Annotated in this window: 22 protein-coding genes and 1 pseudogene; 17 read left to right on the plus strand and 6 right to left on the minus strand. The window is 53.6% G+C overall.

Annotation, left to right across the window (positions count from 1 at the left end; translation table 11 throughout):
• Positions 1-311 precede the first annotated feature (311 nt).
• A complete protein-coding gene (cysN, locus tag IMCC3135_RS10080) occupies positions 312-2,228 on the minus strand; it encodes a sulfate adenylyltransferase subunit CysN (protein ID WP_088917485.1) in 1,917 nt (638 codons plus the stop codon).
• Entirely contained in the window at positions 2,228-3,196 is a 969-nt protein-coding gene (gene cysD / locus IMCC3135_RS10085; RefSeq protein WP_088921786.1) for a sulfate adenylyltransferase subunit CysD, read from the minus strand. The genes cysN and cysD overlap by 1 nt, the downstream gene beginning before the upstream one ends.
• A 981-nt stretch (positions 3,197-4,177) precedes the next feature.
• Here cysD and miaB point away from each other — a divergent pair.
• From miaB to IMCC3135_RS10130, 9 genes are all read left to right on the plus strand, one after another.
• A complete protein-coding gene (gene miaB, locus IMCC3135_RS10090) occupies positions 4,178-5,536 on the plus strand; it encodes a tRNA (N6-isopentenyl adenosine(37)-C2)-methylthiotransferase MiaB (protein ID WP_088917486.1) in 1,359 nt (452 codons plus the stop codon).
• Positions 5,524-6,492, plus strand: a complete 969-nt coding sequence (locus tag IMCC3135_RS10095; protein WP_088917487.1) for a PhoH family protein — start codon at positions 5,524-5,526, stop codon at positions 6,490-6,492. Before miaB ends, IMCC3135_RS10095 begins: the two co-directional genes overlap by 13 nt.
• Positions 6,485-7,093, plus strand: coding sequence for an rRNA maturation RNase YbeY (ybeY, locus tag IMCC3135_RS10100; RefSeq protein ID WP_157735900.1), 609 nt, complete (start codon positions 6,485-6,487; stop codon positions 7,091-7,093). Before IMCC3135_RS10095 ends, ybeY begins: the two co-directional genes overlap by 8 nt.
• Positions 7,090-7,938, plus strand: a complete 849-nt coding sequence (locus IMCC3135_RS10105; RefSeq protein WP_088917489.1) for an HlyC/CorC family transporter — start codon at positions 7,090-7,092, stop codon at positions 7,936-7,938. The genes ybeY and IMCC3135_RS10105 overlap by 4 nt, the downstream gene beginning before the upstream one ends.
• A gap of 22 nt (positions 7,939-7,960) precedes the next feature.
• Positions 7,961-9,451, plus strand: a complete 1,491-nt coding sequence (gene lnt, locus IMCC3135_RS10110; protein ID WP_088917490.1) for an apolipoprotein N-acyltransferase — start codon at positions 7,961-7,963, stop codon at positions 9,449-9,451.
• 117 nt (positions 9,452-9,568) lie between these two features.
• Positions 9,569-10,648: a glycine cleavage system aminomethyltransferase GcvT gene (gene gcvT / locus IMCC3135_RS10115; RefSeq protein WP_088921787.1), complete on the plus strand. Its 1,080-nt coding sequence runs from the start codon at positions 9,569-9,571 to the stop codon at positions 10,646-10,648.
• 35 nt (positions 10,649-10,683) lie between these two features.
• On the plus strand, positions 10,684-11,073 hold the full coding sequence (gene gcvH, locus IMCC3135_RS10120; protein WP_088917491.1) for a glycine cleavage system protein GcvH: 390 nt from the start codon (positions 10,684-10,686) through the stop codon (positions 11,071-11,073).
• A 61-nt stretch (positions 11,074-11,134) separates the two neighbouring features.
• Positions 11,135-14,014, plus strand: a complete 2,880-nt coding sequence (gene gcvP, locus IMCC3135_RS10125; RefSeq protein WP_088917492.1) for an aminomethyl-transferring glycine dehydrogenase — start codon at positions 11,135-11,137, stop codon at positions 14,012-14,014.
• A 137-nt stretch (positions 14,015-14,151) separates the two neighbouring features.
• Positions 14,152-14,694: a porin family protein gene (locus IMCC3135_RS10130; protein ID WP_157735901.1), complete on the plus strand. Its 543-nt coding sequence runs from the start codon at positions 14,152-14,154 to the stop codon at positions 14,692-14,694.
• A 78-nt stretch (positions 14,695-14,772) separates the two neighbouring features.
• On the opposite strand, the gene IMCC3135_RS10135 is transcribed toward IMCC3135_RS10130, so the two are convergent.
• Together IMCC3135_RS10135 and hemL are read right to left on the minus strand one after the other, a co-directional pair.
• The gene (locus tag IMCC3135_RS10135) at positions 14,773-15,501 is read right to left on the minus strand and encodes a sulfotransferase-like domain-containing protein (RefSeq protein WP_088917494.1); all 729 of its coding nucleotides are present in this window, start codon (positions 15,499-15,501) and stop codon (positions 14,773-14,775) included.
• Between the two features lie 53 nt (positions 15,502-15,554).
• A complete protein-coding gene (gene hemL / locus IMCC3135_RS10140; RefSeq protein ID WP_236994763.1) occupies positions 15,555-16,871 on the minus strand; it encodes a glutamate-1-semialdehyde 2,1-aminomutase in 1,317 nt (438 codons plus the stop codon).
• A gap of 111 nt (positions 16,872-16,982) precedes the next feature.
• Between hemL and IMCC3135_RS10145 the strand changes: the two genes are divergently transcribed.
• The 7 genes from IMCC3135_RS10145 (at position 16,983) to IMCC3135_RS10175 (ending at position 22,316) form a co-directional block, all read left to right on the plus strand.
• On the plus strand, positions 16,983-17,153 hold the full coding sequence (locus IMCC3135_RS10145; RefSeq protein WP_088917496.1) for a rubredoxin: 171 nt from the start codon (positions 16,983-16,985) through the stop codon (positions 17,151-17,153).
• Entirely contained in the window at positions 17,153-18,178 is a 1,026-nt protein-coding gene (locus IMCC3135_RS10150; RefSeq protein WP_088917497.1) for a class 1 fructose-bisphosphatase, read from the plus strand. Before IMCC3135_RS10145 ends, IMCC3135_RS10150 begins: the two co-directional genes overlap by 1 nt.
• A complete protein-coding gene (locus IMCC3135_RS10155; RefSeq protein WP_088917498.1) occupies positions 18,175-18,636 on the plus strand; it encodes a YcgN family cysteine cluster protein in 462 nt (153 codons plus the stop codon). The genes IMCC3135_RS10150 and IMCC3135_RS10155 overlap by 4 nt, the downstream gene beginning before the upstream one ends.
• A gap of 208 nt (positions 18,637-18,844) precedes the next feature.
• Positions 18,845-19,333, plus strand: coding sequence for a sigma D regulator (locus IMCC3135_RS10160; protein WP_088917499.1), 489 nt, complete (start codon positions 18,845-18,847; stop codon positions 19,331-19,333).
• Positions 19,334-19,414: 81 nt separating this feature from the next.
• Positions 19,415-20,596: a class I SAM-dependent rRNA methyltransferase gene (locus tag IMCC3135_RS10165; RefSeq protein WP_088917500.1), complete on the plus strand. Its 1,182-nt coding sequence runs from the start codon at positions 19,415-19,417 to the stop codon at positions 20,594-20,596.
• Between the two features lie 102 nt (positions 20,597-20,698).
• Complete coding sequence (lgt, locus tag IMCC3135_RS10170; protein ID WP_088917501.1) at positions 20,699-21,502, plus strand: prolipoprotein diacylglyceryl transferase; 804 nt, start codon at positions 20,699-20,701, stop codon at positions 21,500-21,502.
• Between the two features lie 19 nt (positions 21,503-21,521).
• Positions 21,522-22,316, plus strand: a complete 795-nt coding sequence (locus tag IMCC3135_RS10175) for a thymidylate synthase (RefSeq protein WP_088917502.1) — start codon at positions 21,522-21,524, stop codon at positions 22,314-22,316.
• Positions 22,317-22,471: 155 nt separating this feature from the next.
• Here IMCC3135_RS10175 and IMCC3135_RS10180 read toward each other — a convergent pair whose 3' ends face one another.
• Positions 22,472-23,779, minus strand: a complete 1,308-nt coding sequence (locus IMCC3135_RS10180; protein ID WP_088917503.1) for a HipA domain-containing protein — start codon at positions 23,777-23,779, stop codon at positions 22,472-22,474.
• A complete protein-coding gene (locus IMCC3135_RS10185) occupies positions 23,776-24,042 on the minus strand; it encodes a helix-turn-helix domain-containing protein (protein ID WP_088917504.1) in 267 nt (88 codons plus the stop codon). Before IMCC3135_RS10185 ends, IMCC3135_RS10180 begins: the two co-directional genes overlap by 4 nt.
• Before the next feature lie 486 nt (positions 24,043-24,528).
• Here IMCC3135_RS10185 and thyA point away from each other — a divergent pair.
• Positions 24,529-24,807: pseudogene (gene thyA / locus IMCC3135_RS10195) on the plus strand (thymidylate synthase); the annotation flags it as partial.
• Positions 24,808-24,813 lie beyond the last annotated feature (6 nt).

Raw genomic sequence — 24,813 nt, forward strand, 5'->3', positions numbered from 1 at the left:
ACGTTTTTACTTATGCCCGAACAGGTGCATGAATCAGTGATGCACGATTGTAGTTAGTGAAGTATTTGCTCGATGCAAAGACTCGAGAGTTCGAGGCAATCTAGCCTGCCTCCGAGTCCACGTGGGGTGTTAATGCCACGTGTCGATGAGCTGGCCTAAGCCGCATTTTTTGAATAGTTCAGTGTGGGTCTTGCCACTGGGCTTCCGAAACCCAAACCCGATAACGTCATGCTCCTGCCGGAGCGCAGAGTACGACGCCTCGTTTAGTGCCTACAGGCTCAGCTCAAATGAGCTGAGCCTGGCTTTATGGCCTACTCAGGTGGATTGAGAACACCACGACGTCGCAGTTCGGCAACCACTCGTTCTGCCGCCTGTTCGGCGCTCATGGCAGATGTGTCGACCATGATCTCCGGCTGTTCTGGTGCTTCATACGGTGAGTCTATACCCGTAAAGTTGCTCAGTTCGCCGCGGCGTGCTTTCTTGTACAAGCCTTTGGGATCGCGATCTTCAGCGATGCTCAATGGCGTGTCGACATGCACCTCGATGAATTCACCTTCCTCGACCAGTGAGCGGGCGAGAGCGCGCTCGGAGCGGAATGGCGAGATGAAGGCTGTCAGCACGATCAGTCCGGAATCGACCATCAGGCTGGCTACTTCACCGATACGTCGGATGTTCTCGACACGATCCGCGTCAGTGAAACCCAGGTCACGATTCAGGCCGTGACGAACATTGTCACCGTCAAGAAGGTAGGTGTGATGTCCTTTGGCCAGCAACTGCTTTTCAACCAGATTTGCAATCGTTGACTTGCCAGCACCTGAGAGTCCGGTAAACCAGACAATCGCTGGTTTCTGGCTTTTCTGTGCAGAGCGAACCTTCTTGTCAACATCAGTTGCCTGTAAGTGAATGTTGTCAGCACGTCGCAATGAGAAGTGCAGCATGCCTGCGCCCACAGTTGCATTATTCATCCGGTCTATCAGGATGAAGCCGCCCATTTCACGATTCGTTTTGTAAGAATCAAATGCCAGTGGCTGGTCGGTGCTGATGTTGCAAACACCAATGGCGTTGAGTTCCAGCTGCGTTGCTGCACTCTCTTCCAGTGTGTTGACATTCACCTGGTGCTTGATAGTTGTCACTGTCGCATTGACGGTCTTGGTGCCCATCTTCAGCAGATAGGGGCGACCCGCCAGCAACGGTTCATCATGCATCCATACAATGGTCGTTTCAAACTGATCGGCCACACTGGCCGGTGCTTCGCCAGCTGATATGACATCACCTCTGGAGGCATCGACTTCGTCGGTCAGTGTCAGTGTCACGGACTGGCCGGTGACAGCCTCATCAAGATCGCCATCAAAAGTCACGATACGAGCAACCTGGCTCATGCGACCTGATGGTTGTATGCGGATTGCATCGCCGGGTGCGACACGGCCACCGGTAATGGTGCCTGCGTAGCCACGAAAATCCAGTGACGGTCGATTGACCCACTGTACAGGCATGCGAAACGCTTCTTCCTGGCGACGCTCGTTGTCGATCTTGACGGTCTCCAGCCAGGACAGCAGTGTTGTGCCGTGATACCACGACATGTTGTTGCTAGGCTCGGTGATGTTGTCGCCCGCCAATGCCGACATGGGAATGGCGGTGATGTTTTCGATATTCAGAGACTTGGCAAACTTCATATAGTCTTCAGTGATGCTGGTGAAGACACTCTCGTCATAATCCATCAAGTCCATCTTGTTGACAGCCAGTACGACGTTGCGAATACCCAGTAGCGAAACCAGGTAGCTATGACGCCTGGTTTGGGTTAGCAGGCCGGCGCGAGCATCAACCAGAATGACGGCAACATCAGCCGTGGAGGCGCCAGTAACCATGTTTCGCGTGTATTGCTCATGTCCCGGGGTATCGGCAACAATGAACTTGCGACTGTCGGTAGAAAAGAAGCGATAGGCAACATCAATGGTGATGCCTTGTTCGCGTTCTGCAGCAAGCCCATCGACAAGCAGTGCGAAGTCGATGTTCTTGCCTTGAGTTCCCCATTTTTTCGAGTCGTTAGTGACCGTATCCAGCTGGTCTTCGAAGAGGGTTTTTGATTCATAGAGAAGACGACCAATCAGCGTACTCTTGCCATCGTCGACGCTGCCACAGGTAATGAATCGCAGCAGGCTTTTGTGTTCGTGTTTGTCCAGGTAGGCACTGATATCGTTCGCGATCAGCGCATCAGATTCGGCTTGCATCAGAAGTAGCCCTCTTGCTTTTTCTTTTCCATGGAGGCGGCTGAATCGTGATCGATCATGCGGCCCTGACGTTCGGAGGTGCGCGTCAGCAGCATCTCCTGAATGATTTCTTCAAGTGTGGTTGCAGTAGATTCGACCGCACCTGTGAGCGGATAGCAGCCCAGGGTACGAAAGCGTACGCTGCGCATTTCCGGTACTTCACCTTCCTTCATGGGCATGCGATCGTCGTCCACCATGATCATGGCGCCATCGCGCATGACAACAGGGCGTTCGCCAGCCAGGTACAGGGGCACGATGGGGATGTTCTCGCGGTGAATGTATTGCCAGATATCCAGTTCTGTCCAGTTGGAGATCGGGAATACGCGGATTGATTCATCGCGTTGTTTGCGTGCGTTGTACAGGCTCCAGAGTTCCGGGCGCTGGTTCTTTGCATCCCAGCGATGTTGCGCGCTGCGAAAGGAGAACACGCGTTCTTTGGCTCGTGATTTCTCTTCATCGCGTCGGGCACCGCCAAAGGCGATATCGAAGCGGTGCTCGTCCAGAGCTTGCTTGAGACCCTGAGTCTTCATGATGTCGGTGTGTAGAGCTGAACCGTGTGTGAAAGGGTTGACCTTCTGAGCCACGCCTTCAGGGTTGATGTGGGTCAGCAGTTCCATGCCATATTCCTTGACGATCTTGTCACGAAAGTCGTACATGGCCTTGAACTTCCAGCCGGTATCGACGTGCAGCAAAGGAAAAGGTGGGGTCGCCGGAAAGAATGCTTTTCGGGCCAGGTGCAGCATGACTGCGCTGTCCTTGCCAACGGAGTAGAGCATGACTGGATTGTCAGCTTCGGCCACCACTTCGCGCATGATGTGGATGCTTTCAGCTTCCAGGCGCTGCAGGTGGGTGAGTGTGCGGGCGTTGCTCGTGCTGCCGGTCTTGCTGGCAGGCGACGCCGCAGGCTTTTTGTCGCTTGTTGATGTCATGGGGGTGGTCGTTTGTTGAGTTAAAGGCTCGTTATCTAGAGAGGAATAATCGGTCGGTTCGGTGATGACCAGGGTTTGCGTATCGCTGTCCTGCAGCCACCGCGCCAAGAGCGGGTCTCGCAGCAGATGGGCGCCGGGCAGTACCAATGCAATGCCGGTGGTGTGTTCCATGGCCAGTGCCTGGAAGAAGCTCAGGTACTCGCTGGCTTTTGGGGTTGTAGCGGTGAGGCTCCAGTAAGCATGACCGCGCAAGTCATGAGCAAACAGCTGGTGTCGTGATCCTGCCAGTCGTCGGCTGGCCACCCAATGTACCGGGGTGCCGCGGCGGCGTGCCTTGCGAGCGAAGCGTTCGTGTTCGGTTTGCCAGTGCGATGTGCCTGGACGATTTTGCAAGCGACGATAGCGACTGTCGGGCTGTAACGACCATTTGCTCAGCCAGCTGAGCACAGTCGAGCGGCTGATCTTCAATGACTGGGTTTCCAGCCATTGGCGGGTGCGCTCGCTGTTCCACAATGGCTGGGCCTGGCGGTTCGAATCCGGCCTCAAAGTTGCTGCATTCAAGAGGTGCTGGAGCAGTTTGTCCAGCTCCATGACTGCAGTGTTGGCCTTGGGGCGGCCACGAGGGCCTACATCAACGGCTTCCCAGCCACCTTGCTGGTACGCCTTGACCGCTGCAATGATGGTGGGGGCGCTGAGGCCGACGATGCTTTGGGTTTCTGCGAGCGTTCTGCCATCCAGGCGCTGCTGCACGGCTCGATGCCGCAAGGCATTGAGTTCGCTGACAGACTGGCGAGAGGAGGGTTGTTTGCTCAAGAGAGGTACTATTAAAGTTTATTTCATACTGTAGCGGCAAGTTTGCATGCTTCATGCCGTTAATTGCGTTTTATAAAACTTTAATACCTGTCATTATGTGAAGTGCCTTCGACTCGCGATAGATACCGCAGCAGCGTATACTTGGGTTTTTGGCGTTTCACTACATTCATGACACGAAAGGTATTCATCAAGACACACGGTTGTCAGATGAACGAATACGACTCGGCAAAGATGCTTGCTGTGCTGGCTGAAGATGGCCCGGTCGAAGCGACATCTGATCCTGCCGAAGCTGACATTCTGCTGCTCAATACGTGCTCCATCCGTGAGAAGGCTCAAGAAAAGGTCTTTTCGCAGTTGGGACGATGGCGTCCCTACAAGGAGGCCCGTGAGGGGGTGGTCATTGGTGTTGGTGGCTGTGTGGCCAGTCAGGAAGGCGAGGCAATCCACCAGCGAGCACCGTATGTGGATGTGGTGTTCGGTCCACAAACCCTGCATCGCCTGCCTCAGTTGCTGGAAAAAAGTCGACTCGACAGTGCTTCTGTGGTGGATATCAGCTTCCCTGAGATAGAGAAGTTCGACTGCTTGCCAGAGCCCAAGGCCGAAGGTCCGAGTGCCTACGTCTCTATTATTGAAGGGTGTAGTAAATACTGCAGCTTCTGCGTGGTGCCCTATACGCGCGGCGAAGAAATCAGCAGACCTCTGGATGATGTTGTTGACGAGGTCATGTCGCTGGCAGAGCAGGGTGTTCGGGAAATCCATCTCCTGGGTCAGAATGTAAACTCCTACCGAGGCACGATGCACGAAGGAGGAACCGCTGATCTGGCCTTGTTGATACGTTACGTGGCAGCCATTGAGGGTGTCGAGCGCATTCGTTTTACTACCTCACATCCGGTGGAGTTCAGTGATTCCCTGATAGAGGCCTATGCCACAGTGCCGGAGCTGGTCAGCTTTCTGCATCTGCCAGTGCAAAGTGGATCGGATCGCATATTGGCGGCGATGAAGCGTGGACATACAGCAATTGAGTACAAATCCAAGATCAGGAAGTTGATGTTGGCGCGTCCTGACCTCACATTGTCGTCTGATTTCATCGTCGGCTTCCCCGGCGAGACTGACAAGGACTTTGAGGACACCATGAAACTGATAGAAAGCATGGGCTTTGACCAGTCCTACAGCTTTATCTTCAGTGCGCGTCCCGGAACGCCGGCAGCCTCGCTACCTGATGAGACGCCCATGGCGGTCAAGAAGGAGCGTCTGGCACGCTTGCAAGCCCTGATCATCCAACAGGCTGCAGCCATTAGCAAGAGCATGATTGGCAGTACTCAGCGTGTGCTGGTTGATCGTCCCTCCAGAAAAGATCCTGAGCAGATGAGCGGGCGGACAGAAAATAATCGTGTCGTCAACTTTAACGGTGACACCTCCATGATCGGCCATTTTGCCGATGTGAAAATTACTGAAGCACTGCCCAATTCCCTGCGTGGCGAACTGGTCGAAATGGCTGAAACTGTGGTTGTTGCATGTCAAGATTAGAGTTTCGTGTCACGCCGCCTGACAATCAGCGACTCGCAAGATTGTGTGGCCAGTTTGACGAGCATCTCAAGCAAATCGAGAAGCGGCTCAATGTCTCGATTAGCAATCGCGGCGATCAGTTTTGTGTCGAAGGCGATTCCTCCTCTGCAGACAGCGCCAAGGCGCTTATCGATTATCTATACGAAATGACTGAAAACGAATCTCTGGCCCCTGAAGAGGTGCATTTGTCCTTGCAGGAGTCCGGGCTGGACGCCATGAAGAAGCCTTCTTCGGCGCCGCGTATCAATACGATTATCAAGACGCGTAAATCCACTATTCAATGTCGTGGGCCCAGACAGGTCGACTACGTGACGAGTATCAAGGAGCGTGATCTGACCTTTGGTATCGGTCCTGCGGGAACCGGCAAGACTTTTCTGGCGGTCGCCTGTGCGGTGGAAGCTCTGGAGTCTGACCAGGTGCAGCGCCTGGTGCTGGTCAGGCCGGCAGTTGAAGCCGGTGAGCGGCTTGGTTTTCTGCCCGGCGACATGATGCAGAAGGTTGATCCCTATCTGCGGCCTATCTATGATGCGCTGTATGAATTTCTGGGTGTTGAGCGGGTCGGCAAGCTGGTGGAGCGCAACATCATTGAAATCGCGCCTCTGGCTTACATGCGGGGACGCACCTTGAACCATTCTTGCATCATCATGGATGAGGCACAGAACACAACCGTTGAACAGATGAAAATGTTTCTGACACGTATTGGCTTTGGTTCCAAGGCTATTGTCACTGGTGATGTCACGCAAGTGGATTTACCGAAGCATCAGATGTCTGGACTGAAGCATGTGCAGCAAGTGCTCAACGGCGTGGAAGGGTTGAATTTTTGTGAATTCACGGCCGCCGATGTTGTCAGGCACCCCCTGGTGCAGCGAATTGTTTCCGCTTATGAAGCGGTTGAGAAAAAAGAAGACAATGCCTGAGTCCCAACCAGAACCCGAGCCTGCCTCGACAAGCTTGTTAGTCGGCGTTACCAACCAGCCAGAAAATCAGGAAATGCGATTACACATCCTGTTTGAGGCTGGCTCGGAAGCCATGCCTGATCAGTTGACAGAAGAGCTTGTCGAGCGCTGCTGTCGTGCGGCCTTCGCTTCCCAGACGCTATTGGATCTGGCTGAAGTGGCCGACCTGGAAGTGTCCGTGCAGCTGCTTGATGCTCAGGCGATGCGTGCTCTGAACCTGGAATATCGTCACAAAGACAGCTCCACCAATGTCTTGAGCTTTGCTTCGGAGATGCCAATGATGTTGGCTGAAGAGCAGAGTGAGGCCAACGGCGGTGGTTTGCTGATTTTAGGGGATCTGGTGCTGTGTCCCGAGGTTATTGCTCGCGAGGCAGGCGAGCAATCCAAGCCGCCCTTGCAGCATTGGGCGCATATGCTGGTTCACGGTAGCTTGCATTTGTGTGGTCATGATCATGAAAATGAGCAGGATGCCCATGAAATGGAGTCAATTGAAATTCGGATATTATCGGGGCTGGGTATACCAGATCCCTATGCAGATACCAACGCAGCGGACATGCAATGAGTGACGATACCCAGGACGGTAATTCTTCTGGCCGATCTTTGATGGAGCGATTGGTTCACGCCATTGGCGGAGAGCCGAGAGATCGCGATGAGCTACTGGAGCTGCTGCGTGATGCGCAGGCGCGTGAAATCTTCGATGCCGACACGCTGCAGATGGTGGAGGGGGTCTTCCAGGTTGTGGAGATGCGTGTCCGTGACATCATGATTCCTCGCGGGCAGATGGTCGTTATTGAATACGATGCAACGCCTGAGGAAATCCACGCGGTGGTCATCGAATCAGGTCACTCGCGTTTTCCGGTGATTAACGAAGACAAGGATGACATCGTTGGGACGGTGCTGGCAAAAGACATGCTGCGCTTCTCCAGTAGCGATCCGGCGCATCCGTTCAAGCTGGATGACATCATCCGCAAGCCTACCTTCACACCCGAAACCAAACGATTGAACGTGCTTCTGAAAGAGTTTCAGACAGCGCGAAATCACATGGCTATCGTGCTGGATGAGTACGGAGGTGTGGCAGGCCTGGTAACCATCGAGGATGTGCTGGAAGAGATCGTTGGCGAGATTGACGATGAGCACGATACGGAAGAGGATGCCGATATCCGTGATCACGGTGATGGTCGTTTTTCGGTCCGAGCGCTGACCCCCATTGATGAATTCAATGAAGTGCTGGGTACGCACTTTGGTGACGAAGACTTCGATACGATTGGTGGCTTGCTGATGCAGCACATCGGTCATGTGCCCAAAGTCGGGGAAGTCGCCGTCATAGAGGGCTGCAAATTCCGTGTGCTTTCAGCAGATTCTCGTCGCCTGGAACTTCTGCAGGTTACTCCGCCTGTTCCAGAATAAACAGATAGCCAGACTCTGAACTATGCCTGTCCTACCTCGCTGGATCGCATCGACGCTGGCTGTTTGCAGTGGCTTGATATTACCGTTGTCATTTGCCCCGACACATTGGTGGTTGTTGGCGATACTGACAGTGATGACGCTCTATGGGCTGATTCAGCAGGCAACGCCGCGTCAGGCGTTATGGCTGGGTTGGCTTTTTGGTCTGGGCTATTTCGGTATTGGTGTTCACTGGGTCTATTTCAGTCTGCATCTGTTCGGTGCTGCCATCGCGCCGCTGGCCGCATTGCTGACGCTGGTTTTTGTGCTGGTGATGACGGTGTTTCCAGCGCTGAGCTGCTGGTTGTGGGCACGTTTTCGTCTGGCTGATGCGTCGCTGCGCAATGCACTGTTGTTTGCCTCGATCTGGGTTTTGTCCGAGCTGCTGCGCGGCAAGCTGATGGATGGTTTTCCCTGGATACTGATTGGTTATAGCCAGACATCAGGCCCACTAGGGGACTTTGCGCCTCTGGTCGGCGTCTATGGCATCAGCTTTCTGGTGGTGTTGCTGGCAACGATGCTGCTGGTTGTACTGGCGGGAAGCTGGAAGCAGCGTGCCGGTGCGATTACCTCGATATCAGCTGTGGCCTTGGTGGCCTGGGTGGCCGGTACTCTGTCTTTCTCGGCTCCTGCTGGAGATCCGCTCACTGTTCGCTTGGTGCAAGCCAATATTGCTCAGGAGATGAAGTTTTCGCCAGAGCGTCTGAATCACGCGCTGAAGTTATACGCATCGATGACATCGCAGGACGGGCTCAAGGATGTTGATCTGGTCGTTTGGCCAGAAACCGCTATTCCAACGTATTTCGATCGGGTGGAGTCGGCGATGTCTCCGTTCATAGCCTCGATGGAGGCTCGGGGTGTTGATGTCCTGAGTGGTGGTTTTCAGCGTGACGGCGATGATGTCTACAATGCGGTCAGGCAGCTCGGTGGCGAGCGTGCTGTGTATCGCAAGCGGCATCTGGTGCCATTTGGCGAATACATGCCACTCCGGTTCGTGCTGGACTTCGCTGCGCGTTTTATCGACATTCCCATGTCGGACCTTGCCGCTGGCAGAGGACCGTATGTGCCGATCAAATTGCAGGGAACCTCGGTGGGTGTCTCCATCTGTTATGAAGACGTCTATGGAGAGGAGATGAGAGCCTTGTTGCCAGAGTCACAGATGATGGTCAATGTTTCCAACGATGCCTGGTTTGGCGATTCCGCCGCACCTCGCCAGCATGAGCAGAAAGCACGCATGCGGGCGCGTGAATTTGCACGCCCTCTGGTGAGAGTAACCAATACCGGTATCTCGTCGGCGATGGATTTCAAGGGTAATATTCTGGGACGTATCGAGCACGACACGCAGGGCATACTGGATGTGCAGATTCAGCCGCGTTCGGGCATGACGCCCTATGCTCGCACCGGTAACTGGCCTGTTTTTATCCTCGCGCTGATTCTGTGTTTGGGAATTGCCTGGGCTCGTCGCTTGCGAGCGTAGCCCACTGAGTCAAGTACTGTCGTCCAATGCAGTACAATTGGCATATTGATACGTTGATGTGTTGTTCATGGCACATGGATGGAGTCACGCAATTCAGAAGAGGTAGGCCACAGATTCATGAGTAAACAGACACCGCTATATCAGGCGCATCAAGAGCACAACGGCAAACTGGTTGATTTTGCCGGCTATTCATTGCCCATTCACTACGGTTCACAGATCGCTGAACACAAGGCCGTGCGTGATTCCGCTGGCATGTTTGATGTTTCACACATGACCATCATCGATTTGCAGGGTGAGGTTATCCCCTGGCTGCGTACGTTGTTGAGCAATGATGTGGCCAAGCTCAAAGACGGTCGCGCTCTGTATACCTGTATGTGTACTGAGACCGGTGGTGTCATCGATGATCTGATTGTCTATCGCCTCGAGGAAAATCGTTTTCGTCTGATCGTCAATGCGGCCACTCGTGAAAAGGATCTGGCGTGGATGGAGTCACACAAGCCTGCCGATGTCGAATTGCAGGAAGTCAGCAATACGGCGCTTATCGCGGTGCAGGGGCCTGATGCTGTCAATCTGGCCAACAAGGCACTCGCTGAAATGGGCGTATCGGCCGATCTCAACGCGATGGGGCGTCATACGGCACTGGAGCCTGGCGACTGGTTCGTCGGTCGTACCGGTTACACCGGTGAAGATGGGGTCGAGATCGCACTGCCTGCGAACAAGTCAATCGAGCTATGGAAAGCTCTTGCAGCACAAGGTGTTGAGCCTGCCGGGCTGGGTGCACGCGATACGCTGCGTCTGGAAGCCGGGCTTTGCCTGTACGGGCAGGATCTGGACGAGCAGCATACGCCAGCTGAGTCTGGTGTCGCTTTCACTATTGATATCAAAGATCCGGACAGGAACTTTATCGGTCGCGAAGTGCTGGAAGATCACAAGCTGTTCGGCGGGCGTTTCGTTCAGATCGGAATTATACTGGAAGGACGCGGTGTACTGCGCCACGGTCAAGTTGTCGAGCGTGCGGGCCGACCTATAGGAACGGTTACTTCGGGTTCTTTCAGCCCCACTCGTGGTTTGTCGGTTGCGCTTGCCCGGGTGGACAAGGAATTCAAGGGTGGGTGTGATGTGAAAATTCGCGATCGCCTCATTGCAGCCCGTATTGCCTCCGTACCTTTTGTGCCTCATGGTCGGGCACGAGAGTAGAATATTTCCACCACTCTAATTAGGAGACAAATCGTATGGATATCCCAGGCGATCTGAAGTTTGCACCATCCCACGAATGGGTTCGAGTCGAGGAAGATGGAACCATCACGGTCGGTATCAGCGGTCATGCCCAAGAGCAATTGGGTGATCTGGTATTCGTCGAAACACCGGAAATAGACCGTGATTGCGAGGCTGAAGAAGGCATTGCCGTGGTTGAATCTGTCAAGGCGGCATCGGATATCTACGCACCGGTTGCTGGCAAGATAATCGACACCAACCCGAATCTGGCCGATAACCCAGAGCTGGTCAATACTGATCCTTACGGTGAAGGCTGGTTGTTCAAGCTGGCACCGAACGAGGTTGAAGACGTGGAAAACATGATGAGTCCGGATGACTACGAAGCTTTCGTTGAGTCTGAAGAATAATTGTTGATTGCCTACCTGCCCAGGCAGGTTCAATTCACCCCCTACTGAGAAAATCGCCGGTATGACTGAGCACAAGGATTCTGTCGCAATGCAGTTTGCAAACCGACACATCGGTCCTCGAGAAGAGGATATCGCTCACATGCTGGCAACGATTGGTGAGTCCAGTCTGTCCGGTCTGATCGCCAAGGTCATACCGGACGGAATTCACCAGCACGAGTCGCTGGCTCTGGCTACAGGCATCGATGAGCCTCAGGCACTGGCGGAGCTGCAGGCTCTGTCAGAAAAAAACCAGATTCTGACTAGTCTGATCGGGCAGGGATACCATGATTGCCACACACCGGCAGTCATTGCACGCAACGTGTTTGAAAACCCGGCCTGGTATACGGCCTATACGCCGTACCAGCCCGAGATCGCCCAAGGGCGTCTGGAAGTGCTGTTCAACTTCCAGACACTGATTGCCGAACTGTGCGCCATGCCGATCGCCAACGCCTCCTTGCTGGACGAGGCGACAGCCGCAGCAGAAGCCATGAGCATGGCTCATCGCGGATTACGTGGTAAGCGCAACACCATCATTGCTGCCAGTGATTGTCATCCGCAAACGCTGGATGTCATGCGCACACGCGCCGAACCACTGGGAATCGTTGTGCAAACGGTTGCCGTGGCCGACATGAGTGAGCTTGTCAATTCAACCGCTGACGATGTCTTTGCGATTCTCGTGCAATACCCTGGTACAACCGGTGAGGCTGTTGTGCCGACAACGGCTGTGGCGGCCGCCAAAGAGGCGGGTGCTCTGGTTATCGCAGCTGCTGATCTGTTGGCATTGACACTACTATCACCGCCCGGAGAGTGGGGTGCGGATATCGTGGTCGGCAGTGCTCAGCGCTTTGGTGTGCCCATGGGATTTGGTGGCCCGCATGCCGCTTTCATGGCCACAACTGATGCCTATAAACGTAATTTGCCGGGCCGGTTGGTTGGGCAGTCTCGAACGATAGATGGCAAGCCTGCCTACCGTCTCGCGCTGCAAACGCGTGAGCAGCATATACGTCGTGAAAAGGCGACGTCCAATATCTGCACGGCGCAGGCTTTGCTCGCCATTATGGCAACGCTCTATGCGTGCTATCACGGTCCGCAGGGACTAAAGCGCATTGCAAGTCGTGTACGTGCTCATGCCGATATGATGGCTGCACTGCTGCGTGATAGCGGGCTGGTTGTCAGCAATCAAGACTGGTTTGATACGCTGAGTGTCGTGGTGACAGACGGTGCGGCTTGTCTGCAACGACTGGAGCAGGCCGGTTACAACGCCCGCCTGTCTGGCGAGGCGCAGCTGAGTCTGGCGTTTGATGAAACCACAAGTCGTGAACAGGTACTGGAAATAGCTTCCCTCATTGTTCAAGTGTCCCTGGATTCAATGGCTGGCAAAGCCAGCAAGCTGGAAGTCCGGCAGCGTGATGATGCAAGCGATCGACCCGTAAGCTTTCTGTCGCAAGCCTGCTTCAACGATTTCCAGTCAGAAACAGAGATGATGCGTTATCTGCGGCGTCTGGCCTCGAAAGATATCGCTCTGGATCAAGCCATGATTCCGCTGGGTTCCTGCACCATGAAGCTCAATGCGGCTGCCGAGATGATGCCCGTTTCATGGCCGGGATTTACTCGCATCCATCCGTTTGCCCCGCAGTCACAGACCGAGGGCTATCGTGAAATGATTGCTCAGCTGGAAGCCATGCTTTGCGCCTGTACGGGCTATGACGCGGTGTCGCTGCAGCCTAATGCGGGTAGTCAGGGAGAGTACGCCGGTCTGCTGGCTATTCGTGCCTATCATGAAAGCCGTGGTGATCATCAGCGGACTGTCTGCCTGATTCCCAGTTCGGCTCACGGCACTAATCCTGCCAGTGCGCAGATGGTCGGCATGCAGGTGGTTGTGGTCAAGTGTGATGCGGCCGGTAACGTGGATATCAGTGATCTGCAAGCCAAGCTGGACAAGCACGCCGACAAGGTTGCAGCCATCATGATTACCTATCCCTCAACCCATGGTGTGTTCGAGTCGGGCGTCACCGATGTCTGTGAGCGTGTTCATGCGGCAGGGGCTCAGGTCTACATCGACGGTGCCAATCTCAATGCCATGGTGGGCACGGCCCAGCCTGGCAAGTTCGGCGGGGATGTATCGCATCTGAACCTGCACAAGACTTTTTGCATTCCACACGGTGGTGGCGGTCCGGGAGTCGGGCCTATCGGTGTGGGTGAACACCTGAAGCCCTGGTTGCCGGGCCATGCGACACTGGATAACAAGGCGGGTGCTGTCAGTGCTGCGCCTTACGGCAGTGCCATGATATTGCCCATTACCTGGATGTATATACGCATGATGGGGCCGGCAGGCTTGCTGCATGCGACTGAAGTGGCCATTCTCAATGCCAACTACATTGCCGCGCGACTATCGACGGTGTATCCGATTCTTTATCGCGGTGAAGATGGTTTTGTGGCGCATGAATGCATACTCGATACGCGGCCGCTGAAAAGCGAAACGGGCATCAGCGTTGATGACATCGCAAAGCGTTTGATGGACTATGGCTTTCACGCGCCGACCATGTCATTTCCCGTTGCTGGCACCTTGATGGTTGAACCGACCGAAAGCGAATCGCTGGTTGAGATCGACCGATTTTGTGATGCCATGTTACAGATCCACGCCGAGGCTCTGAAGGTCAAGGAGGGCAAGTGGTCCGCTGAAGACAATCCACTGATCAACGCCCCGCACACAGCAGAGCAGTTGACGGCTGATGAGTGGACACATCCCTATACAAGAGCTGAAGCTGTATTCCCGGCAGGCAGCGAGCAGTCCGCAAACAAGTACTGGCCACCGGTGCAGCGAATCGACAATGTCTACGGCGACAAGCATCTGATCTGCTCCTGTCCACCGCTCAGTAGTTACCAGTCCGAAGAGGATTGAGAGAGAATGGCTCATCCTGCAATAGGCTGAGTCCTGAACATGCAAGAGAAATTGGCGGTGCTTAACCGGTTCGTTCAGAACCGGTTAAGCCAGAAGCAATTAGGCTGATGCTTCTGCAATGCATGGGATTTACCTCAATGCCTTTATTTCAAAAAATCATGTCAAGCCGCGCACTACTTGCTGTTGCCTTGTTGCCGGTCATCTTTGGTAGTAATAACGCTTTTGCCATCGGCTACGTAGGATTGGATGGTAGTTCGATAGGCGTCCAGAACAGCCTGGATGATGACCTGAATCCTCGCGGTTTTCGTCTGCGCCTGGGTATGCCAATCGCCCATTTACTGGATGCCGAAATACATTTTGGCGGCGGCCAGGATTCAGAAACATTCGTGGCAGATAAATTCAAGGCTTACTACATGGGTGCCTTTCTGAAGGGCCATTTGCCTGTGGGGCGGCGCAGCGCCTTGTTCGGCCTGGCAGGCTACTCTTCAGTCGAATTCACGCAATCCAACAAAGCCCGTGATTTTATCGATGAGCGTTCCGGGTTTTCCTACGGCTTCGGCCTGGAAACGGAAATCACCAGGAGAATGGATCTTTCAGCAGACTATGTGCGTTACCTCAGAGATGAGGGATCCTATTCAGGTGTGTCAGCCGTGAGCCTGGGTGTGAAGCTCTATTTTTGATTTATGTCCTCGGGCCTGGCGTTATCGCTCGGGCCCTGGTCTGGATCATTCATGAATAGTCCAGGCCAGGGGCGTCAGTCAGCTCGTTTGAATGGCATGTGCCCGAAGCATTTCATAGTGGGGGCGACAGGCATCGGCAATAGCTGATTGCTGCTCGTCCAGAACCGGGCTGGAGACACGGGCAGGTGCGAAGCCGGTGCTGCGATTCACAGCGTCATACCAATGCTGCCCCCAGATGCCATCGCTGAGTCTTGCTCCAGCAGGCCATGTCAGCATGCCTTGCTGAAAGCCGATTCCCAGTTGCTCGCACAAACTGCGCAGTTGTGCTTCGGGATTTTCCAGAAATTGTTTGCTGTCCAGAACGACAGGGCAGCTGCCGGTGCGACTTGTCAGAAGCTCGAACAAATGGGCTTGCTGCGCATATCCCAGGTCGCTGGCCGTCAGACCTTCTCGTTTGACGGCATAGGAGGCGACAACCGGTTCAGGTTCGCGTATCAGGAATATATGATCGAGCTCATCCAGCCAGTCGGTCGAGAAATGGTCGAGCCAATGGGTCGCGATATGTTTCTGATAGAAAATACCTGTCTCGGGTCGTTTGACCAATGACTGGACGACACGCTGCCAATCGGTTTCACCGGTGCTGATCACCTGCTCTCGCATAGGGTGATCCAGCCCGGTGGATTGCAGAAAATGGGCGTAGAACGGTTCGTCCACAACCATGGTGTCATCCCGGTTTTCCCAGGCACGCATCATGGCGGTGGATATATTGCGTGGTCCGGACCACATGGCAATGCAACGACCCGTCATCAGAATTGCTCCTTGATCAAACTCTTATCCATGGCTCGAAATCGCGAAGCTGTTCAGGCAGCCGCCATGTCCAGAAAAACTTTCCGGGCAATGTCGATGGTTTGCTGAATGTCCTCTTCGCTGTGAGCTGCGCTGGAGAAACCTGCCTCAAAGGCCGATGGGGCAAGATAGACGCCAGCATCGAGCATGCCGTGAAAGAACTGTTTGAAGTGCTCGGCGTTGCAGGCCATGACTTCATCAAAACTGGTGACTTTATCTGCACTGCTGAAGAAAAAGCCGAACATGCCACCGGCATGTGCGACGCACAGCGGGATGCCTGCCTCGTCGGCTGCCGCTTTCAGGCCGCTGAGCAAACGCCCGGTTTTTGCGTGCAATTCGCTGTGAAACCCGGGCTTTTGCAGTAGTTGCAGTGTCTTGATGCCCGCGCACATGGCGATTGGATTGCCGGATAATGTGCCTGCCTGGTAGACGGGACCGACAGGGGCGATTTGTTGCATGATATCGCGCCGACCACCAAATGCGCCGACCGGCATGCCACCGCCGATAACCTTGCCCAGCGTTGTTAAATCGGGTTTGATGCCGTAGTGCTCTTGCGCACCACCCAGTGATACCCGAAAGCCTGTCATGACTTCATCGAAGATAAGCAGGGTGCCATGCTGAGTGCATAGTTCGCGCATGGCCTGCAGGTAGCCGGCATTGGGCTCTATGAAGTTCATGTTGCCGGCGATGGGTTCGACGATGATGCAGGCGATGGAGTCGCCGCGTTCGGCAAACAGCTTTCGCAGTGCTTCTTCATCGTTGAATGGCAGCGTCAGTGTGTGTTTGGCAAAGTCGGCAGGAATACCCGGAGAGCTGGGCACGCCCAGAGTCAGGGCACCAGAGCCTGCTTTGACCAGCAACGAGTCAGAATGACCGTGGTAGCAGCCTTCGAACTTCAGAATGTCATCGCGACCGGTGAAACCGCGAGCCAGCCGGATGGCGCTCATGGTGGCCTCAGTGCCAGAACTGCACATGCGTACAGACTCAATGGAGGGCACAATGCTGCAGATAAGTTCGGCCATCTGCACTTCCAGTTCGGTGGGTGCGCCAAAGCTGAGGCCGTTCACCGCCGCTAGTTGCACTGCTTCGATTACTTCAGGATGTGCATGACCCAGCAGCATGGGGCCCCAAGAGCCGACATAGTCAATATAACGCTTGCCCTCCGAATCGGTTATATGGGCGCCACTGGCGCTGGCAATGAAGCGTGGTGTTCCGCCGACACTGCCGAATGCGCGTACCGGCGAATTGACGCCACCGGGGATGACTTTCTGTGCGCGTTCGAAAAGTTGCTGGGCGGCGTTGGATGATGCAGGCGTAGTACTGGCTGACACGGTGGACTCCGGTGTTGCGTTCATGCGAAATTCGATACATGCATATTACGGCATGTCAGGTGGGTAAATGAGACAATACCTGTATCTGGATCGTGGTGAGGTCACTCGTAAGTGATTTACAAGAAATACCTTTGCCGTGTGTGTGGCCTTCTGTATGACGAGGCAGAAGGTTGGCCAGATGACGGTATTGCCCCCGGCACAGTGTGGGACGATGTACCTTTGACTTGGAGCTGTCCAGATTGTGGGGCAGCTAAAAACGACTTTGACATGGTGGAAATCTGATGAGCGAGCTAGGCACGACACTGACGCAGTACATTATTGAACAGGGCCGCGCACAGAACAATTCGCGCGGCGCATTCACAGCGTTGCTGAATGATGTGGCAACTGCCTGCAAGCGCCTTTCCAATCTGGTTCGGTTGGGTGAGCTGGCCGGTGTGCTGGGTGCTGCAGGGCAGGAAAATGTTCAGGGTGAAGAGCAGAAAAAACTCGACATCATTGCCAATGAGGTTTTCATCGAGTCGATGGAGCGTTCAGGTTTGCTGGCCGCTATTGCGTCCGAGGAAATGGACGAACACTACCCGATTCCCGGTCGCTACCCACGGGGTGACTATCTGCTGGCATTCGATCCGCTGGACGGCTCCAGCAATATCGATGTCAACGGCGCTACGGGCACCATTTTTTCCATCACCCGGCATACTGATTCGTCTGCGCCAACGGATGCTGACTTTCTGCAGGCAGGTAACAAGCAGGTCTGCGCCGGATATTGCCTGTATAGCTCGGCCAGCATGCTGGTCATTACGACTGGGCATGGCGTGGCAGGGTTCACGCTTGACAATAGTGTGGGTGAGTTCATCCTGACGCATCCGGATATCAAGGTGCCAAAAGAAACCAGTGAGTACGCCATCAACTCTTCTTATTCTCGTCATTGGCTGGCACCAGAAAAGCGTTATGTAGAAGAGTGCAATGCCGGTGTTGATGGTCCTCGCGAACGTAATTTCAACATGCGTTGGGCCGGTGCAATGGTTGGTGATATTCATCGAATCCTTTGTCGTGGTGGCATTTTCATGTATCCGATGGATGCCAAGCTGGAAGCTGCTGGCAAAGAGGGTAAATTGCGTCTGCTGTACGAGGCCAACCCGATGGGTATGCTGATCGAGCAGGCAGGTGGTCTGGCACATACCGGCACGCAGCGCATTCTCGATATAGAGCCCACCTCGCTGCACCAGCGTGTGCCTGTGATCATGGGCTCAGCTGACGAGGTAGAGCGTGTTGTGCGATATCACGAAGAAGCGTCTGCAAAGCAGTGAGTAAAGGCGATCGACCATTCTGGGAAGATCTGTCGCTTGATGACATGAGCGATGAGCAATGGGAGTCATTGTGCGATCGTTGTGGTCGATGCTGCCTGCAAAAGCTGGAAGATGAGGACACGGAAGAGGTCTGGTTTACCCGGATCTCCTGCCGACAGTTGAATACGCAGACAGGTCGGTGCAAGGATTACGCCGGCCGTTTCCAGAAAGTGCCCGATTGCCTGGCGGTTCGACCGATAACGGCTGAAAAGATCAGGTGGTTACCTGTTAGTTGTGCTTATCGCAAGTTGGCAGTGGGTGATCCACTGGAAAGCTGGCATCCCTTGATCAGTGGTCGTTCAGAGAGTGTTGTGGAGGCAGGAATTGGTGTTGCCGGGCAGTGCGTCTCTGAAAATAATATCCCGGTGGCTGAGTATTTCCGCTACGTTGTGCATTGGGATGAAGAGGGTGGCGACTAGTTTTTGATTAGTCGTTTGTACAATCTTGAAATGTTCTATTTATCATTTATTTATGATCATCAGTAACTAACTCGGAACTTCCGTTTTCTCGGTAATATTGCAACCTTTATGGTTAAATTGCCACGCTAATGGCAGCATCCTTGCTTTAGTTTGATGACATCATATCTGCCCGTCTTTTGTCATTTTATCGTCCGCGCCGGAGATTCACATGTCGACAGTTAACGCTGAAGCAAACAACGTGGCCACACCCTCAGGCGTCGACCGTCGCGAGCGTCTTCACAATACGATTGAGTCACTGGTCAAGTTACGCCAGGAAGTTATCGTCAGTTACTGCCAGTTATCTGGCGTAAGCTCATTTTCCGCAAGAGACGAAGAATCTCACGACGTAGAAGCAGACCAGCTGCGACGTTTTTGCCAAATCATGGTGGACTACACCGCAATGGGGCACTTCGAGGTTTATCAGCGTATAATCGAAGGCAAGGAACGCAGACGGGCTGTTAAAGACGTCGCTGCAGAGGTGTATCCTGCCATTGCGGAAACCACTGATTATCTAGTGGACTTCAATGATAAGTACGATGCCTTTGAAGGCACCGATGAAGATGTAGACATGCTCGCGGGAGATCTGTCCCGATTGGGCGAAATCATAGCGATTCGTGGGGAACTGGAAGACCAGGTTCTTGCGGCTCTCGAACAATAAAAACTCCTGTGCCGTTCCGTCGGCATTAACTATTTGCTCTGTTCCTGAACAGTGCCCTTACAGCGGAGGCATGCCGACCGCGTGACTGCACTCAGACTCAAAAAGCGTGAAGAACGCCGTGTCCTGGCCGGACATGGTTGGATTTTTTCCAACGAAATAGATATAGAACAGACACCGCTCAAGGGTCTTGACCCAGGCGCTGCTGTCACCATTGAATCGGCCAACGGCAAGTTCCTTGCCCACGCCTATGTCAATCCCCATTCCCTGATTGCTGCCCGTGTAACCAGTCGAGAGGCGCGTGAACCATTCAACGCCACTGTTCTGCGTGCCCGCTTGCAACAGGCTTTGTCCCTGCGTGAGTATCTGTATCCGGATCCCTACTACCGATTGGTGTATAGCGAAGGTGACTTCCTGCCGGGTCTTGTGGTCGATCGCTACGGCGATGTCATGGTCGTGCAGATCACCACTGCTGGTATGGAGCGATTCCGCGACGATATCGTCGATGCGCTGCAATCAATTGCGGGCGCTACGGCCATTTATCTGCGCAACGATGCCTCTGTGCGCAAACTCGAACACTTGCCAGACTACCGTGAGTGGGCGTTGGGTGAACCTGTTGAGGTTCTGCAGATTCGTGAAAACAATCTGTTGTTTGAAGTGCCTGCAGAACTAGGTCAGAAAACCGGCTGGTTCTATGATCATCGCGACAGCCGTGCTGCTCTGGCTCCCTGGGTGAAAGAGCGCCGGGTGCTGGACGTCTACACCTATCTTGGTGGATTTGCCTTGAACGCTGCTGCGGCTGGTGCCTCAGAAGTTGTGGGTATCGATGCTTCACAGACAGCGGTCGATGCGGCTACGGCCAATGCGAAGCTTAACGGTTTGCAGGACAAGGTTGAATTCCGTTGTGACGATGCCATCGAAGCCATGCGCAGCTTGTTTGAAGCAGGGGAGCGGTTTGATGTTGTTGTGCTGGATCCGCCCGCCTTTATCAAGCGTCGCAAGGACAGAGATGCAGGCTTGCGTCACTATGCGCTGAATAATCGCCTGGCAATGAGATTGCTCAATCCAGGTGGAATCATCGTTAGTGCGTCCTGTTCGCAGGCGCTCAGTCATGAAGATTTACAGCAGCAGATGCGTCTGAGCATGCCCAAGGGCAGTCTGGGATTGCAGGTGCTGGCGCCGTTGCAGCAAGGTGCGGATCACCCGGTGAATATCGCCATGCCTGAAACACTCTATCTGACTGGCAGTATCGCCCGACTCGTTTGAGGGTGATGGCTTGATGACTGGATGTCATTATTGGCAAGCCGTAGGGACGCTATACTTTACGGCTTGATTGCCCTTTGAACGTCGCTTGGATCAATTCTCCGGATGCTGCAATACCCTGATATCGACCCCGTCGCGTTTTCGCTCGGGCCATTAACCGTACATTGGTATGGCATCACCTATCTGGTCGCGTTTCTGGCGGGCTGGTGGCTAGCCACACACCGGGCCAGAAAACCCGGGTCCGGTTGGGATCCTGAGGAAATCGGCGATGCTGTTTTCTACATTGTTCTGGGTGTGGTTGTCGGAGGCAAGCTCGGATCTCTGCTGTTCTACCAGACTGACATTCTGCTTACTCGACCATTGGATGCCATCAATCCATTCAGTGAGCTGGGATGGCGTGGCATGTCCTTTCACGGTGGGTTCATCGGTGTCATCGTTGCATTCTGGCTATATGCGCGCCATACGAAGCGAATTTTTTTCCAGGTAGCCGATTTTTTTGCACCGGCATTTCCCATTGGTCTGGGAGCCGGTCGCATCGGCAACTTCATCAATGGCGAGCTGTTCGGGCGAGTCACGGATGTGCCTTGGGGCATGGTTTTCCCCAATGGCGGTCCTGACCCTCGGCACCCCAATCAGCTGTATCAGTTCTTCTGTGAGGGCATTCTGCTGTTCGCCATTGTCTGGTGGTTCTCATCTACACCACGGCCCAAGAAAGCGGTGTCGGGCATGTTTGCAGTCTGTTACGGCGTCTACCGCTTCTTCATCGAATTCGTCAGGCAGCCTGATCAGGACCTGGGTTTCATCGCCTTCGGTTGGTTGACGATGGGGCAGTTGTTGTCCTTCCCGATGATACTGATAGGTGCCTACCTGCTTTACTCCGCTTATCAGTCTCAGTCTCGTACTGCCTGATCGAACTGTAGACAATTCCATGCAAACCTATCTTGACCTGTTGCAGCATATTGTTGACAACGGAACAGACAAGGAAGACCGAACCGGCACCGGGACACGCTCGGTGTTCGGTTATCAGATGCGCTTTGATCTGAATGCAGGTTTTCCGGTACTCACCACCAAGAAGCTACATCTCAAATCGATCATTCACGAGCTGCTGTGGTTTCTGGCAGGCGATACCAATATTGCGTATCTGAAGCAGAATGGTGTGCGCATCTGGGATGAGTGGGCGGATGAGAATGGTGATCTGGGCCCTGTCTATGGCAGTCAATGGCGTAGCTGGCCAACACCAGATGGTGGCCATATCGATCAGATCAGTCAGGTGCTTGAACAGATCAAGACCAACCCGGATTCACGTCGTCACATCGTCAGCGCCTGGAATGTCGCTGAGATCAACAACATGAAGTTGCCACCGTGCCATGCGCTTTTTCAGTTCTACGTGGCCGATGGTAAGCTCAGCTGCCAACTCCTTCAGCGCTCTGCAGACGTGTTTTTAGGCGTCCCTTTCAATACTGCAAGTTATGCCCTTTTGACCATGATGGTGGCACAGGTGTGTGATCTGAAACTGGGTGATTTCGTGCATACGCTGGGTGACGCGCATATCTACAGCAATCATTTCGATCAGGTTCATACACAGCTTGCGCGAGCTCCTGGTCCTTTGCCTGTCATGAGGATAAATCCCGAAGTGCGCGATTTGTTCGCCTTCACGTTCGATGATTTCACGTTGGAAGGTTATGAGGCGCAACCATCGATAGCAGCGCCGATTGCCGTTTGAGATTGAGTATTAGATAACTCGCGCTCACTATGTGATCCCACGATGATGATGTTCAAGATTTGGATTGTGGGTAAGACAGGGGCACTGCCAGGGCATGTGTTTGGTAAGCCTGCCTTGCCACCGGACTGTAACGGTAGCTCGATCTCATGGACCGACTAGCCAAGCCGCGTTACCATTTCATTGATTATAGTGTAGATTATCGACCGGAGGAAACGCAGCTCACCTGTCAGGGTGGCGGACAGATCCGGTTGTACCTTTGAAATACGAGCATTTTCAGATGCAATCTCGTCGTAGAGAGTCAGTGCTTCCGGAGTGATGCGATTGCGTAGTTTTTCCAGCAAGCGCTGCGCTGTTCCTTTGGATAGATTCAGCGCAGTGGCTGCTTCAAGGAGGAGTGTGCGGTTAACGTCCGAAAAATGATGCACACCCAGAATTGGCCAAGCGAGTAAAGTTTTCGTTGGCCAGCCGTTGCTATCAAAGGCACGAGTGTCATAATTTGCAACGCTCAGCAGATCGTAGAATGGTGCTAGCTGAATACCTTCATGAGAAACCATGAAACTCAGATTTTTCAGATGGGCGTCACTATTTCCGACAAGCACATTGAACACTAGCCAACTAAAGAGTCTAGTGCGTGAAACTGCCGGGCTTCGACACTTTTCTGAAAGTAACGACAGGCTCTCCATGCTTCCTTGGCTGTATTTAAAAGTACGGTCCAGACCCAACAACTGACAGGCATCAATCGCATGCAGGCGTTGCCATCCCTGAGAGCTGGCAGCCCGATCGAAACGATCGATTAGAAATATCGGTGATGGAATGTACCGGTAGTTGACATCAGGCACATCGAGACCCAGGCGTTTGGCGAGACGCATCACAAACCATTCATTGAGTACTGAATGGCAGTAGTCCACATCCGGGTGGTCAGGTTTTAGTATGTGGGTAGACGGTGTAGCACCCGCGGGCTCAAACAGTTCCCCGTCTTTCATGACGATGGCCAATTTGTGCTGTGCTCCAGCAAGCGACATGCGCTTGATGGCTGATTGTGTCAACGGGATCTTTGGTAGTTGCCGGATACGTGCTTCAAGAGCCTCTTCCGCTAAGGGGCGCAAGTGTTCGACTGTCTGTGGTCCGACATCCGGCGGCAGCAATGTCACAGAGCCTGCTGACTCCGCACCGTAGAAGGCCAGCAGACCGAACGCGTCTGCCGAATCGAGCCTGGCATCTGCGGAGAGTAGAGTTCTCTGCCCTTCTTCCGGTAGTAGATTGTCAAAATACCACTGTACCGGACGCTGACTTGCGCCGTCCAACAGGGGGCCTGTTGCCAGTGGAAGGCTAGGGCTAAGCGCGTAACCCAAAGGGTTGTTCAGCCACGCTTGTGAATATTGGAAACTCCAAAGTCCATCAACCTCCCGCAGCGTGCCTACTTCCGCCTGATTGATCGAAGCGCACAAGGATCTACTTTTCAAGGTTTGTTCTGACTATTTGAAAGCCCATTCAAATAGGGACCAACACTATCAGGGATATCCACCGTGACTCGGATCCCGAGGCCATCAAGTACTTGAAAGAGCTTCCCCCATTGAACGGCATCGCTACCACGCTCGACTTTGCCCAGAAAGTTTTCGCTGACGCCCATGCTACCTGCCGCATCATCCTGTCTGATTTTCTGTGACTTACGGCTTGCGCGAACTACGTTACCAATAGCAGCTGCATTGTCGATGTCTATTTTCATAAAATCCTCACGTATGTGAGGATATTGAACTAAATTTGATGATCAGGCAACAAATCCTTATGATCGTGCGGATTATTGGATCAATTAGTCTGATTGAATATAAATCTTTGCAATCGTGAGGATTTCGACTCCATTGATTTGTATTTGGTGGTCGACATCTTGCTCCACATCGCACCCGAGTTTGACTGAGAGGTCAGAAAATCCGCAGAACGCATAAAATCCGGTCAGGATAATTTTCGCCGAACACTCTATGGTAATACATAGACGACTGAGTTCCATATGGTATGTGTAACTGTTATCAGTAAGTAGAGGGCATGTAATGTCCATCGACGAGACACTCGAACCCAGGGATTGTCGCCGTGCGCACAGAGATCGCTGTGAAATTCAGAGACTGAAATCTGAAGCTGATCGATCGAGAAAAATTAAGGCTGGAAAGGGTCAGAAGCAAACGGTACCGTAGCGATATTAGCCTGAAACCTGCTGACCGGAAAACCTTTTAATACTGCAAGTTATGCCCTTTTGACCATGATGGTTGCGCAGGTGTGTGATCTGAAACTGGGTGATTTCGTGCATACGCTGGGGGACGCGCATATCTACAGCAATCATTTCGATAAGGTTCATACACAGCTTGCGCGAGCTCCTGGTCCTTTGCCTGTCATGAGGATAAACCCCGAAGTGCGCGACTTGTTCGCCTTCACGTTCGATGATTTCACGTTGGAAGGGTATGAAGCGCAGCCATCAATAGCAGCGCCGATTGCCGTTTGAATGGTC

The sequence above is a fragment of the Granulosicoccus antarcticus IMCC3135 genome (assembly GCF_002215215.1).
In the GTDB taxonomy this organism is placed as follows: Bacteria; Pseudomonadota; Gammaproteobacteria; order Granulosicoccales; family Granulosicoccaceae; genus Granulosicoccus; species Granulosicoccus antarcticus.